Origin of the sequence: Janthinobacterium sp. SUN118 (assembly GCF_030397695.1) — a bacterium.
Taxonomy (GTDB): Bacteria; Pseudomonadota; Gammaproteobacteria; order Burkholderiales; family Burkholderiaceae_D; genus Janthinobacterium.
Genome location: NZ_JAPUBV010000002.1, coordinates 113,387 through 126,104 on the forward strand (window position 1 = coordinate 113,387; position 12,718 = coordinate 126,104).

11 protein-coding genes are annotated in these 12,718 nt (G+C 64.6%); 1 reads left to right on the forward strand and 10 read right to left on the reverse strand.

All coding sequences use genetic code 11. The annotated features are described in order from the left end of the window. Positions 1 to 68 precede the first annotated feature (68 nt). The 3 genes from O0880_RS16120 to O0880_RS16130 form a co-directional block, all read right to left on the reverse strand. Positions 69 to 308: a hypothetical protein gene (locus O0880_RS16120; protein ID WP_071325544.1), complete on the reverse strand. Its 240-nt coding sequence runs from the start codon at positions 306 to 308 to the stop codon at positions 69 to 71. Positions 309 to 332: 24 nt separating this feature from the next. Further along, positions 333 to 491, reverse strand: a complete 159-nt coding sequence (locus O0880_RS16125) for a hypothetical protein (RefSeq protein WP_198043807.1) — start codon at positions 489 to 491, stop codon at positions 333 to 335. 63 nt (positions 492 to 554) lie between these two features. Continuing rightward, on the reverse strand, positions 555 to 3,059 hold the full coding sequence (locus tag O0880_RS16130) for a prolyl oligopeptidase family serine peptidase (RefSeq protein WP_289887436.1): 2,505 nt from the start codon (positions 3,057 to 3,059) through the stop codon (positions 555 to 557). Between the two features lie 187 nt (positions 3,060 to 3,246). On the opposite strand from O0880_RS16130, the gene O0880_RS16135 reads away from it, so the two are divergent. Next, positions 3,247 to 3,765 carry a hypothetical protein gene (locus O0880_RS16135; protein WP_071325546.1) on the forward strand — a complete coding sequence of 173 codons (519 nt, stop codon included), beginning with the start codon at positions 3,247 to 3,249 and terminating at the stop codon, positions 3,763 to 3,765. 1 nt (position 3,766) lies between these two features. Here O0880_RS16135 and O0880_RS16140 read toward each other — a convergent pair whose 3' ends face one another. The 7 genes from O0880_RS16140 to O0880_RS16170 all read right to left on the reverse strand — a co-directional run bounded on the left by O0880_RS16140 (position 3,767) and on the right by O0880_RS16170 (position 12,667). Continuing rightward, the gene (locus O0880_RS16140) at positions 3,767 to 4,567 is read right to left on the reverse strand and encodes a hypothetical protein (protein ID WP_289887437.1); all 801 of its coding nucleotides are present in this window, start codon (positions 4,565 to 4,567) and stop codon (positions 3,767 to 3,769) included. Positions 4,568 to 4,579: 12 nt separating this feature from the next. Continuing rightward, the gene (locus O0880_RS16145; RefSeq protein WP_289887438.1) at positions 4,580 to 5,599 is read right to left on the reverse strand and encodes a DUF4424 family protein; all 1,020 of its coding nucleotides are present in this window, start codon (positions 5,597 to 5,599) and stop codon (positions 4,580 to 4,582) included. Further along, positions 5,599 to 8,430, reverse strand: a complete 2,832-nt coding sequence (locus O0880_RS16150) for an ATP-binding protein (RefSeq protein WP_289887439.1) — start codon at positions 8,428 to 8,430, stop codon at positions 5,599 to 5,601. The genes O0880_RS16145 and O0880_RS16150 overlap by 1 nt, the downstream gene beginning before the upstream one ends. 8 nt (positions 8,431 to 8,438) lie before the next feature. Beyond that, a complete protein-coding gene (locus O0880_RS16155) occupies positions 8,439 to 9,188 on the reverse strand; it encodes a hypothetical protein (RefSeq protein ID WP_289887440.1) in 750 nt (249 codons plus the stop codon). After that, entirely contained in the window at positions 9,181 to 10,551 is a 1,371-nt protein-coding gene (locus O0880_RS16160; RefSeq protein WP_156894969.1) for a hypothetical protein, read from the reverse strand. Before O0880_RS16160 ends, O0880_RS16155 begins: the two co-directional genes overlap by 8 nt. 224 nt (positions 10,552 to 10,775) lie before the next feature. Next, positions 10,776 to 11,540, reverse strand: coding sequence for a DUF3108 domain-containing protein (locus tag O0880_RS16165; RefSeq protein ID WP_289887441.1), 765 nt, complete (start codon positions 11,538 to 11,540; stop codon positions 10,776 to 10,778). After that, on the reverse strand, positions 11,537 to 12,667 hold the full coding sequence (locus tag O0880_RS16170; protein WP_289887442.1) for a DUF3108 domain-containing protein: 1,131 nt from the start codon (positions 12,665 to 12,667) through the stop codon (positions 11,537 to 11,539). The genes O0880_RS16165 and O0880_RS16170 overlap by 4 nt, the downstream gene beginning before the upstream one ends. Positions 12,668 to 12,718: the final 51 nt, after the last annotated feature.

The following is a 12,718-nucleotide window of genomic DNA, read 5'->3' on the forward strand; positions in this document are numbered from 1 at the left end:
GTCTGCCCCAGAACCAGCAACAACAAAGGGCGCCTCGGCGCCCTTTTCCTTGATCTGCCGCAAACGGCTTACTCGGCCACGTCGAGGCCGCGTTCGATCATGCCTTCGACATAGGCGCGCAGGTATTGTTCCAGCGCCGGGCCGGACAGCACGTTGGCCGTCAGCGCGCCGTGCGGCGAGCCTTTCAGCACGCCATCGTGGTACACGCGCGCAATCCATGCCACGTCCGTGCCGGGCGTGTAATCGAGTTCGTAGTCAAACGATTCGCCGCTGACCTTGCGTGTGTAGACTTCCTTGACAATTGCCATCTAAAACAGCCTTTCTTGACGAGATTAACTGGGGTGGGGGTGCGGCACGGGATCATCCTGCGGCACCGGGTGCACGGGCCCAGGCTGGTGCCCGGGCGCCTGCTGCGGCTCCGGCGCCGGCATCGGTTCATCGACAGGCGCCGGATCGGGCGCGCGGTGGGCATCAATGGCAAACGCTGACATGGCTGGCCTCCCTGCGGATAAGGACAAAGGAAGACCATACCACGAGATGCGCGCCGCCTGTCCCTATTTGCCTGCCGGCTTGACGTCGGCGGCCACCGGCTGGGCGTTCTTCACATATTTCTCCAGCCAGTTGTTGCTTTCGTACAGCATCTGCATGATCGATTCGCGCGCGCGGTAGGCGTGGCTTTCATTCGGCAGCATCACCAGGCGCGCCGTGCCGCCCAATCCCTTGACGGCCTGGAACATGCGCTCGCTCTGGATGGGGAAGGTGCCCGAATTGTTGTCCTGCTCGCCATGGATCATCAGCAGCGCATCCTTGATCTTGTCGGCATAGTTAAATGGCGACATGGCCTGGTAGACGGCCGGCGCCTGCCAGAACGAGCGCTCTTCCGACTGGAAGCCGAACGGCGTCAGGGTGCGGTTGTAGGCGCCGCTGCGGGCGATGCCGGCGCGGAACAGGCGCGTATGCGCAAGCAGGTTGCCCGTCATGAACGCGCCATACGAGTGGCCGCCGATGGCGATGCGATTGCGGTCGGCAACGCCACGGCGCACCACTTCCTCGACGGCCGCCTCGGCGTCGGCCACCAGCTGCGGCAGGTAGGTGTCGTTCGGCTCCTGCTCGCCATTGCCGACGATGGGGAACGATGGATTGTCCAGCACGGCATAACCCATGGACAGGAAGGCGGCCGGGCCCCAGTAGCTGACGGCATTGAATTTATACGGCGAGCCCTTGGTCTGGCTGGCGGCGCTGGCCGTCTTGAATTCCTGCGGATACGCCCACATCAGCGTGGGCAGCGGGCCGTCGCGTTTGGCATCGTAGTTCGGCGGCAGCATCAGGGTGGCCGTCAAGTCCACGCCGTCGGCGCGCTTGTAGCGGATCAGCTCTTTCTGCACGTCCTTCAATTGCGGCAGCGGATGGGGGAAATGCGTGAGCGGCGTCAGCGGTGCGGCGCCCTGCTTGAGGTTGCGCACATAGTAGTTCGGCTGCTCGGTCGGCGATTCGCGCGTCGACAGCAGGCGGTTGCCGTCCTCGTCCAGCACGGCCACCACGTTTTCATAGTAGGGCGCGGCGCTCTGGAACAGGCGTTCCTTTTTCTTCGTCGCCAGGTCCAGGCGGTCGATGAAGGGACGGTCGCCTTCGGCGGAAGCACCGGCGCCGTCGAGCAGGATCGCGTTATCAACGGAGATCAGCAGGCGCGGCAGGCCGGCCGCGTCGGCGCGCATGACGGGCTGGCCCGGATCGTTATAGCGGTCTTCGAACGAACCCGCGTACACGAGGTCGCCGGGCGTACCCGCCGTCGCGGACGGCTGGTCCGGATTGATGCGCCATTGCTTGACGGCGCGCGTCTTGTACCACGCTTCGCTGAGCAGGGCCAGGTCGCCGCGGCCCCAGGCCACGCCCGCATAGCGCGAACCCAGCCTGGCCAGCACGGCCGGCTTGGCCGTGAACGGCGCCGCCTGCGTGTAGACGATGTCGCGGATATCCAGCGCGCCGGCCGGGTCGCCGCCATCCTGCGCTTCGGCCCATACCAGGGTGGCGGGTGCATCGACCCGCCAGCTGACGTCGCGCACGCCGGCGGAGACGGCGTCATTACCGGGTGGCAAGCCCTCCTCCAGCGGCTTGCGCGCCACCACGTGCAGCGCCTTGCCCGCCAGGTCGCGCACCTCGATCGTGTGGCCGAAGTCGCGCGCCGGCACGATGTAGGAATACGGCCGCACGATGCTGGTCGTCAGCAGGTGCTTGCCATCGGGCGAAGCCGAGACGCGCGAAAACTGGCCGGGCTGCCCCACCAGGCGCTGCTTGCCCGCCACATCGAGCAAAGCCAGCTGCACGGTGGTGTAGTGTTCGAACAGCTGGGCGTCCTGCTCGTTCTTCAGCAGGTCGGGATAGGTGCGCAGCTGCTTGACGGCACCGCCGGGCAGGCTGTCCTGGATGGACGGGCCCGTCGGGATACCGTTCGGCACGGGCGCCGCCCCCAGCTTGGCCGGTTTCAGCTGCACCAGCAGCGTCTTACTGTCCGGCATCCAGGAAAAGCCGCGGCCATACACGGTCGACAGGGGGGAGCTGGCCAGCTTGCGCGCCGCTTTGGTCTGCACGTCGAGCAGCCACAGTTCCACGCCCGATTCCTTCACGCCCTTGGCGGCATCGGCATAGGCGATGTGGCTGAACGCCAGGTAGCGCTGGTCGGGCGACCAGGCCAGGTCGGCGATGCGCGGCGATGCGGGCAAGCCGCTGACCTTGATCTCCTTTTGCGTATCGATATCGAGCAAGCCCAGGCCCGTGTGAAAACTGAAACGGCTGGCCGAATACGTGCGCGGATTGATGCGCAAGCCTGCCAGCTTCAGTTCCGGCTGCGCCACTTCGCTGATGCTGGGCAAGGATGGCGTCGCTAGCACGGCGGCCAGGTTGCGTTTCGGGCTCAGGTTCAGGGTCGGTGCGCGCGGCGCATCGACGATGGCTTGCAGGGGTGCCGGCGGCTGTTGATAAGCGCCATCTTGTGCCATGGCCAGCGAGGACGAGGCCATCAAGCCGACAGTGATGGGCAGCAGGGGAAAACGAGTAGACATGACACTCCAGGGACGTGGATAAGAAACAGTGACTGAGCGCAGCGTGCCGCTCGTGGCGGCACGGCATGACAGGGCATAGTGCTTTCATGCCATGTAAATGTCAATAAGCAACTCTTGCCTGCCGCCCCGCTTCGCCTTCGCCCCCATCTGGCTTACAATCGCTGTTTTCTCCGCCCCGAATGCATACATGGAAACCACCACCCTCGCCCTGCTGCTCCTGGTCCCGCTGCTGGTCTGGCGCATCTATTCGCGCCTGAAGAAACTGGTGGCGCGCCAGAAATCGCAGCTGTGGCGCCATTGGACGGTGGCGATCGCCTTCCCCGCGCTGCTGCTGTTCCTGGCGACGACGACGAAATTCGAGCTCTTGCCCCTGTCCAGCCTGGGCGCGGCGGCGCTGGCCGGCGGCTGGCTCGGCGTGCTGGGCTTGAAGCTGACGCGCTTCGAGCACGTCGGCAAGGACTTCTTCTTCACCCAGCACCGCTATCTGGGCCTGGCCATCACGATGCTGTTCATCGCCCGTCTGCTGTACCGCGGCATGGAAATCTACCTGAACACGCGCCTCGACGTGCCCGTGCCGCCGCCGCCGTTCGGCCAGAGCCCGCTGACCATGGCCGCCTATGGCCTCGTCATCGGCTACTACGCCGTGTACGCGTGGGGCCTGGTGCGCTGGCGCCAGCGCAACAAGCCCTTGCAAGCCGCGGAATGACTCAGTAGTACTGGCACAAGCCGTCACAGCTGGTCACGGCCAGCGCCTGGCGTATCGTCGCCAGCGATGGCGCCAGCGCGGGATCGAGCTCCTGGTCCACCCCGTCCAGGCTGGCCAGCAAGCGCTCGCGCAGCGGCGGCGGCATCAGTCCCACATGCACAGCCGCGTGCTGCGCGGCCGCTTCCAGCATCACTTTCTTTTGCGCCACGCTCCAGAATGGCGCCAGCACGAACTGCACCACGCCCGTGTAAGCGGTGGCCGATCCCTTGCTGAACGCGCGGGCGCGCAGGCGCTCGGTCCCGCTCACCTCCTGCGCCGGCTGGGCGCTGAACTCCTGCGCCATCAAGCCGATCAGGTGCGCATGGCAGTGCACGCCAAAGGCGAACATGGTGCTCATTTCATCGCCATACTCGGCCAGGTTCTGCGTCACCTGGTCCTTGCGCGCCTGCTGCAGCTCAGCGCCGGACAGCGGCAGCGGCCGCTCAAGGCCAAACGCGTAATAGGCCTTGCCCAGGTTGGTTGCCCGCTCGCACAGGGCCACGCTCTGGTTCATGTCCTGCAGCGCGCTAACGGGCGCCTGGAACAGGCGCGGACCGTCGGCGACGTGGGCAAACAGCTGCGCCACGGCAGGGTCGCGCAGGCGCGGCAAGCCGCTTTGCACGGTGGACGCGGCCATCATGGCTTGCAGGCGCGTGCTGGCTTGCTGGAAATCGGTATAACTGTCGGCCCAGGCGGCGGGCGCGGCAAGCAGCGCGCCCAGGAACAGGATACGCAGGCGGCGGTGGAGAACAGTAGTGGGCAAGGTACGGTCTTTCTATTGCATTAACAAGTAATTGGCACGCAGCGCAGGCGCCTCGCCCGTATTCTCGCTGCCATCCTCGACATTGCCGAAGTAGACGTTCAGATCCTGCTGCGGGCGGAAATTGCGCAGCTTGACTTGCAAGGTGGTGGGATTGATCTTGGTGAAGGTGCCGGGGAAGCACAGGCTGATCAGCTCATCCGGCTTGCCCTTGACCAGGTTCAAGGTAAAGTCTTCGATGCCGTTCTTCCAGGTGTTGCCGGTCTTCAAGATGTACGAGACCCACTTGGCATTGACGAAACCGCTCTCGCCCTGCTTTTTCGCCAGCCGGTTCCAGCTCGCGTAAAAGGCCTTGTCGCCGCAATATTTCTGTTCAAATTCCTTGCCTTCCCCCAAGTAGGAGGCACCAGGGCCGGCCGCCACGAAGGGGGCATACTGATGGCGCACGCGCACCGTTTTGCCAGCCGGAAATTTCTGCCGCCATTGGTAGACCACCGTCACGGACCAGGCCGGCACCCATGTTTCGTCTTCGGACAGCTTGGCCAGCAAGCCGTCAGCGATCATGGCCTTTTTCTGCACGGCGTTCAAGGGCGCGACCTTTTTTTCGAACGGGCTGAACGACGGGAAATAAGCGACTTGTGCATCCGACAGGCCCAGCTGCGCCAGGCGCGCCGTCACGTCAAGGCCGTCGAGCTTGGCGACCAGCACGGTCTGGTAATCCTTGCGCCTGCCGTCGACCTCGATCGAGAACTGCCGCGGCTGGCCATAGTACGTGGGCGACTGGTGGTAGCCTGCCTGGTAGGCGGGCAGCGGGAAGATGATGGTCTCTTCCACGTCGCTTTTCGATTCGTTGAGAAACTCGTACTCGACCTTGATCAAGTCCGTGCTGACAGTCAGCACTTCCTTTTTCATGGCCACGGCGTCGGTCTTGCCGACGATAATGCCGCCGGCACTGACCGAGCCGATGCCGTCATTGGCCATGGCTGGCGCCGAGCATGCCAGTGCCAGCGCGGCCGGAAGCAGCCAGCGGCGCATCACGCCGCCTTGCCCGGCACGGGATCGACCCGGCGCTGCAGCACGAAAATCGGCTGCGCCCATTGCGTATCCTTTTTCTTCTTGCTCGTGATCAAAGTGAGCTCCGAAGGATCGTAGACATCCGTGTTGTGCGTCAACGGCGTCGTCATCAGGTATTGCGCTTCCGTGTTTTTCAGGAACTCGCCGACCAGCTGGATGTTGCGGATATCGAGGTGGGCAAACGGTTCGTCGATGAAGACGAAGCCGCCGGAACCATCTTCCGATTTCAGCAGGCCGATCAGCAGCACCAGCGACTTCATCACCTGCTGGCCGCCCGACGCTTCGCCATCGTTCATGCCGATGACGCCCTTGCCGTCGAACTTGAAACGCACGTGCAAGCCCGCCTGCGACAGCTGCACGTCGTCGTTTTCCAGGCGCACGGGGTCGGCATGCACTTCGATGCCGGCCAGTTCGCCCAGCTCCTTGATGTTCTTGCTGTAGGTCTTGATGGTGTAGCGCAAGCGTTCCATGTAGGCGCCACGGGCATTGCCCGTCGCTTCGATGGCGCGGTTGTTCTGGTAGCGGCGCTCGTCCGTTTCCGACTGGCGGCCATGCAGCTGGTCCGACAGGCGGTGGTGCTGGTCGATGACGGTGGCGTCGAGTTCCCAGTCGTCGCGCGCCAGGCTGCTTTGCAGGCTGGCCACGCGCAAGTCGACCTGGTGCGCATTCTGGTGCTCGGCCACGAGGGCCGCGCGGCGCGCGGGCCGGCGCCAGCTTTTCGGCAGGTGGCGCCAGGCGTGGCGCAAGGCCAGCAAGGCGCGCGCATGCTCGGCGCGCTGCTCGATCTGTTTCTTGTAGCCGAGGCGCGAACCGGCTTCCGCTTCCGACAGCGCCAGGCGCGCGTTTTGCCACACGGTATCGGCGCGCGTGCGCGCCACGGTGGCGTTCTTCGTCAGATTGCCCAGCTCGCCCAGGCGTCCGCCCACTTCCAGGCGCTCGTCCTTCAGCGGCTTCGAATTGCGCAGCGCTTCGGCGAACTCTTCCTGGCGCGCGCTGAGCTCCTTGGCCGCATCGACGCCGGCGATGCGCGCTTTCAAGGCGCCCACTTCGGCCGCCAGTTTCGAGATCGCCAGGGTCAGCGTATCTTCCTGGCCTTCCAGGCCTGGCAGCGAGCGCAGCAGTGCTTCCAGGCGGCCGCTGCGGCCAGCCTGGCCGAAGCGGTAGCGCGACGCTTCGACGAACAGCGAGCGCCCGCCGCGGCGTTCGCGGTGATACGCCTCGGGCGTGATCCACTCTTCGTGGCTGCCCAGCTTGAAACCGGCCTCGACGGAATCGACGCGGGAGATGCGCGACAATTGCTCGATCAGCCAGCTTGGCACGGGCGCGGAAAATTTCACCACGGCCAGCAGGCTTTCGTCTTTCGCGACCGGCGCCGTGACCAGGTCGGGCACGATGAAGTGGCGGTAGCGTTCCTTCTCGGCCAGGCGATAGGCGGCCGCCGCATCCTTGGCCTTGTCCAGCAAGACCACGGAGGCGTAGCCGCCCAGCACGCCTTCGACGGCGCCCTGCCAGCGGCTGTCCGTCACTTCGACGATGTCCGACAGCATGGCGTGGGAAATCCCCGCATCGCGCAGCGCGCGGCGCATGCCGCGCACATTGTCCGGCTCCGGCATGGCCGTCTTGCCTTGCAGCGCGGCAATGGTTGCCTGTTCGCCCGCGATGCGCGCCGACAGCGCGTCGCGCTGCTGGCGCTGGCGCAGCAGATCCGCTTCCTTCTGTTCCAGCTGGGCCGCCACTTCGGCGATGTCGCTGCCCGAATCGGCCGCCAGCTTGTGCAAACGCTCCTTCTGTTCCAGCAGGCTGTCCAGCGGTTTCAGCTTCGCGTTGATCAGGGACAAACGGCTCTGCAAGCCGATCGACTCTTGCTCCAGCAAGGTTTCATTCATCTGCGCGTCGGACAGCGCCTTCGCCTGCGCCGCCAGCGCATTGCGTTTATCGGTCAGCTGCTGGTCCGCCTGCGCCATCGGTTTGCGCGCATCGCGCAATTGCCGGCTGGCCGCGGCCGCCTTTTCGCGCGCCTCGTGGTACTGCAGGCTGGGCAGCACTTCCTCGAGCAGGTTGCGGCGTTCCTTGTGCAAGCCTTCCCACTGATGGTAATTGGCCACGCGCAGGCGCAAGCCTTCCAGGTTGGTCTTTGACGCCTCGAGTTCCGTTTCGAAGCGTTTCAGCTCCACTTCCGTGTCGCGCTGGTGGCGCTTGGCTTCATCGTAGGCGTCCAGCACTTCCTTGTCGCCGAACACCTGGAACACGAGGTCGAGCAGCTGGCGCGGCGCGTATTCGCACAGCTTGTCCGTCTCGCCCTGCTCCAGCGCCAGCACCTTCGACATGGCCGGCGACAGGCCCGCATTGGCCAGGCGCTTGCGGTAGTTTTCCACGCCCAGCCAATCGTTGGCGTCCGTGATGTCCTCGATCTGCACATTGCCCGGACGCATCAGATACTGGCGCTTCCAGTCGCCGCCGTTCTTCTGGATCTGGCAAAACAGGGTCACTTCATCGTCGCTGAAGAAGCCGGAACTGCGGAACGGCCGGTTCGACAGCTGCTTTCCCACGTTCTTGTTGTCGACCACGGCGCGCAGCCAGGCCGTCTGCTGGCCCGAGTGGCGCGCATAGTGCTTGTACGTGCGGCCCATCGAACAGTCGAGGCCGAACAGGGTGCGCAAGGCGTCGAGCAAAGTGGTCTTGCCCGAGCCGTTCTGCCCCGCGATGGTGATGATCTTCGCGTCGAGCGGAATATTCTTGATGCGCTGCCAGTAATCCCAGTGCACCAGTTCAAGTGATTTGATATGAAACATGGCCGCTTTCAGTGAGGGAGGTCGGACGACGGCGTATCACCCGCGTCGCTGATGTCGGTGGACACATCGGCATCCACGTCGGCGTCGAGCTCGGCGTCCGCCAGCGCATCGCCGCCCACGACGACCAGGCGCGCCGGCGCCCGCTTGAACACGTCGGCCAGGGCGCCGTTGATGATGCGCTCCTTCAAGACGTCCGTGTCCATCATCAGGTCCAGCAGCGGGCCTTCGAGGATAAAGTCGCCGCGCCGCTCGATGAAGCCCAGCTTGGCCAGCGTGCCCAGGTTCATGTCCATGCGCGTCTTCTTGCCCAGCTTGTCGCCGAAGTCCGACAGCAGCGCCTTGTAGGAAATGCCGATCGACGCGTCTTCCGCGCGCGGCAGCGGCTTTTCCGTGCCGAACATGTCATTCTGGTCGTCATCGGCGTGCTGGTGCGTTTCCTGGCGTTCGCGCTTGGGCAGGATGATCTGCGCCCACAGCACTACCAGCAAGGCCACGCCATCGCGCGCCAGGCCGAAATTATTGTTTTGCCACACGTCGCGCGCGCCGAAGATCTTCGGCTCGATGGTGCGCGTCAGGGCCAGCGTGACATGGTCGGCATACACGTTGTCGAGCAATTTCAGGCCGCAGGCCAGCAGTCGCGCATCGATCTCGGCGCGGAACAGTTCGTCCGACAGCACGCGCTTGACCAGCTTGTCGTCGCGGCGCAGGGTTTGATGCGTGAGCAGGCGCGCAATCAGGATTTGGGAATCGTCATTCATCGGCGGTGCCGCTATCTAAATCAAGTGAAACATTCAGTGAAAGCGAGGCGATCGACATGGCCGCCACGTGGGGGTCGGTCAGTTGGACCATCTCGTCGGTCGGTGTAAAGGTGATCGGCAAACGGGCCAGTTCGGCCGTCGAACCCTGCAGGCTTGCTTCGGAGACATCACCGAGCAGCGGCAGCATGGAGGCGCGGTACGAGGCCACGGCAAAGCTGGCCGGCAGCAGGGAATCCTGCACGGGCACGCTCTTCGGCCCCTCTTCGCCGATGCTGGGGAAATTGCCCAGGCTGGCGAAGTTCGACAGGCGGTCCAGCAAATCGTCGAGTTCAAGCTGCATGGCGGGTCCGTCGCTGATGGTGGTGGGCGCGTCCTCGCCGCTGGGCAGGCCCGTGTTGATGACGCCCGCCGCCCGTTCGGACAGCAGCTCTGTTTCGGCCACGTCGATCATCTCGGCCGGCGTGGCGAACAGGGGCACGACGGGCTGGTCGATGGCGCCCTCGGCCAGGCTGGCCAGGTCCTCATGCAGCAGCAGCCAGCGCTTGATGTCGGTCGTCGACAGGCCCGACTGGCCCAGGTGCACCCGCTGGCGCTCGATCTGGTTCAGCGCGCGCGAAAACATGCCTTGCATGTTCAGCAACTTGCTCTGCGCGCGGCCGATCGCCTGCGCCGCCTTGTGCGTGGCGCTGTCCGCGTTTTCATCGGAAGTAATCGCCACGAGGATTTCCGAGCCTTTTTCCACCCAGTCGCAGGCCATGTTCCACTTCGCCTGCGCCGTGCGCAAACGGAATTCGGAACCGGAGGCGATGGCGTCGGAGAATTCCTCCGTCAAGTCCACCAGGCGTCCCAGCAGATGTTGCAGTTGCTCCACCGACACACCGCCCACGGCTTGCGCGCCCGCCACCTGCGACAGCAAAAAGCCCATCTCGGCTTCGTCTTCCGTCTGGCCCAGGCCCAGCAGGCTGTCGATGGCCGACAGCACGTTGCGCGCCATCGGCGTGACGCGGTACACGCCCTGCTGCGCATCCCAGGCCAGCAGCTGGTTCGAACGCAGGCGCAGCAAGACCGTTTCCAGGCTTTCCGGCAACAGATAGGCGAGCCGGGTATTGATGTCGGCACGCGTGTAGGCGGACGTGGCCGCATCGGCGGCCAGCTCGCGCAACACGAGCAGGCGCACCAGCACGCCATCGAAACCGCCGTGGAACAGGGCCGTAAACACTTGCAGCAAGGGTTGCGCCCGCTTCAAATGGAATACCTGCTCGATCTCGTCAGCCGAAATATTGGGCTGAAAATGCGCCTGCAAGGAATCGTGATGCTCTTGCTCTGTCTGATTTGCATCCGTAGCCACGGCTGCACTTGCCATTATATCAATCATTCTATTCCGGATGAGTGTTCAGCGGGCGGCGCTGCGGGCTAACGCTGCGCTGCGGGGCGGGGGCGTCAGTATATCAGTTCTGACATGCAATTCGACACGTGGCGGGGGGCACTGCGGACAGGGCGCAACACGCAGGCGGCACCAGCGCACGCGGCGCCAGCCAGATGGCGGGGGAGATCCGGCAGATCAGCCCCCGCAACAACAGTGAACGCTTACTTTTTAATGATCTTCTGCAAAGTCTGCTCGACATAATCGCCGTCTTCATCGGCAAATGTCACCTTCACGGGATACCATTCCAGCGACGGCGCCAGCCACAGGTCCACCTGCTGGCCCTGCTTGTTCGACGGCGGCGCCTTGACCAGGTGAATGGCGGCGACTTCGCCCAGGCCCGTGGCCACCTTGTCTTCCTTGACGACCTTGAAAGTCCACGGTTCGGCGTCGCGGCGGCCGGCGACGAAGAACGTCCATTCCGAGCCGGCGACGAATTTCTCGGGCGCGGCGCGCGCCACGCTGGCCAGTTGCCAGACAGTGCTGTTGCGGTCCTGCTCGCCGCCTTTCAGCGGATAACTGTCATCGCCTTCGCTGAAGACGATGGTCTTGCTGTCGCGCTTGAACGTGGTCGTGGCCGCCTCCTTGCGGAAGCGTTTTTCCACGAACTGCGCGGGCGCCAGGCCGTAATCGTCGACCGTGCCTTCGCTGCGCTGCTCGAGGATCTTGCCAAACAGGGCAGCCTTGGTTTCGGCCAGCAGCGAATACTTGCCGTCGCCCGCGCGCCAGTTGCTGACGGACTCGCCGGCCAGCGAAATGCCGCGCTGCCGGGCCTTGATGGAATAGACGAGGTCTGCCGATGGCGCCAGCTTGTACGGGCGCTTGATGACGGGATGCTCCACGGGCTCGTCCACCGCCATGGCGGGAGACAGGGTGGCGGCCAGCAAGCCGGCGGCCAGTACATGTTTCAAGGTGGTCAAAGAATTCATTTATTTTCCTGTGATGTCGGTGCTGCGTTGACGCTGATCTTGGTCACGGTTTGCGTGGTCAGCGCCCCGTTCGCTTCAGTATTGCGTATTTGTACCGGATACCATTGCATGGACGGCGCCAGCCAGATATCGAGTTGCGACGAATAGGTGCCGGGTTTCGGCGGCCGGCGCAGATGCCAGGTCACCAGGCGCCCCATCTTCGTGTCGAGCTCTTCCTCGCCCACCAGCTGGAAGCGGAACACGGTCGCTTCCTTTTCTTCGCCGACGAGAATGTCGATATTGCCCACCAGCTGGTTGACGTCGGCGCGGCCGATGGCGGCCAGCTGGAATGGCACGGTGGCCTTGTCCTGCACGCCCTCCTGCCACGGCGCCGTGACCGTGCTGGCCGAGAACGTGATGGTCTTGGCATCGCGGTTGAAATGCGTGGCCGTCTGCGCGCGGCCCTTGCGTTTTTCCGTGGCCGTGACGGGCACGACGCCGCTGGCATCGATCATGCCTTCGCTCGTCAAGACCAGCAGGTTGATGCGCGTGATCAACATGCTCAAGCCCACTTCCAGCTTCAACTGGTAGCTGTCGCCGTGGTTTTGCCACGCCATGGATGCGACGCCCTGCCATTTGGTGCCATCGGCATCGCGCCGGTCCACGTGCAGGTCGAACTGGGCCGACGCCGGCACATTCGCCTTGTAACGCCGCGCCTGCTCGACCGCAGGCGGCGGCGCGGCGGCCGGCGCCGGTGGCGCCGCTTCGGCTGGCGCGGGCGCCGTGATGGCCGGCGCGCCCGCCGCCGCGGGAGCGGGCGTGGCGGGGCCTTCCGGCACGTCGCTGGGCGGCGCCGTCAGCTGGGGCGTCTCGCTCGACGGCAACTCGGTCGGCGGCGGCGGCGGTGGCGGCCGCGGCTTGGGCACGGGCTTGGGTTTGGGTTTCGGCGGCGGTGGCGTCACCGGCAAGGGCTTGGGCGGCTCGGCAATCAATGCCATGCTGACCACATGCGCCTTGTCTAGCCTCGCAGGCACCGTACCGGCATGCGATGTGAGCCACTCCAGCGCCACGTAATGCAGTGCGCCGATGATCGCGACAAAGACGACGGTGCGGCGACGCGGCGGTGAAAAGAAGGAAGCTGGCATCATAAGCCGTAGTGTAACGCTTTCGCCCCGCCGCTGCCCCTTGCCCGTGCTCAA

Excerpts from the sequence above, each read along its gene's own strand:
- O0880_RS16120 (WP_071325544.1), bottom strand. The coding sequence starts at position 308 with ATGGCAATTGTCAAGGAAGTCTACACACGCAAGGTCAGCGGCGAATCG.
- O0880_RS16150 (WP_289887439.1), bottom strand. The coding sequence starts at position 8,430 with ATGTTTCATATCAAATCACTTGAACTGGTGCACTGGGATTACTGGCAG.
- O0880_RS16170 (WP_289887442.1), bottom strand. The coding sequence starts at position 12,667 with ATGATGCCAGCTTCCTTCTTTTCACCGCCGCGTCGCCGCACCGTCGTC.
- O0880_RS16125 (WP_198043807.1), bottom strand. The coding sequence starts at position 491 with ATGTCAGCGTTTGCCATTGATGCCCACCGCGCGCCCGATCCGGCGCCT.
- O0880_RS16155 (WP_289887440.1), bottom strand. The coding sequence starts at position 9,188 with ATGAATGACGATTCCCAAATCCTGATTGCGCGCCTGCTCACGCATCAA.
- O0880_RS16135 (WP_071325546.1), top strand. The coding sequence starts at position 3,247 with ATGGAAACCACCACCCTCGCCCTGCTGCTCCTGGTCCCGCTGCTGGTC.
- O0880_RS16165 (WP_289887441.1), bottom strand. The coding sequence starts at position 11,540 with ATGAATTCTTTGACCACCTTGAAACATGTACTGGCCGCCGGCTTGCTG.
- O0880_RS16160 (WP_156894969.1), bottom strand. The coding sequence starts at position 10,551 with ATGGCAAGTGCAGCCGTGGCTACGGATGCAAATCAGACAGAGCAAGAG.
- O0880_RS16145 (WP_289887438.1), bottom strand. The coding sequence starts at position 5,599 with ATGCGCCGCTGGCTGCTTCCGGCCGCGCTGGCACTGGCATGCTCGGCG.
- O0880_RS16130 (WP_289887436.1), bottom strand. The coding sequence starts at position 3,059 with ATGTCTACTCGTTTTCCCCTGCTGCCCATCACTGTCGGCTTGATGGCC.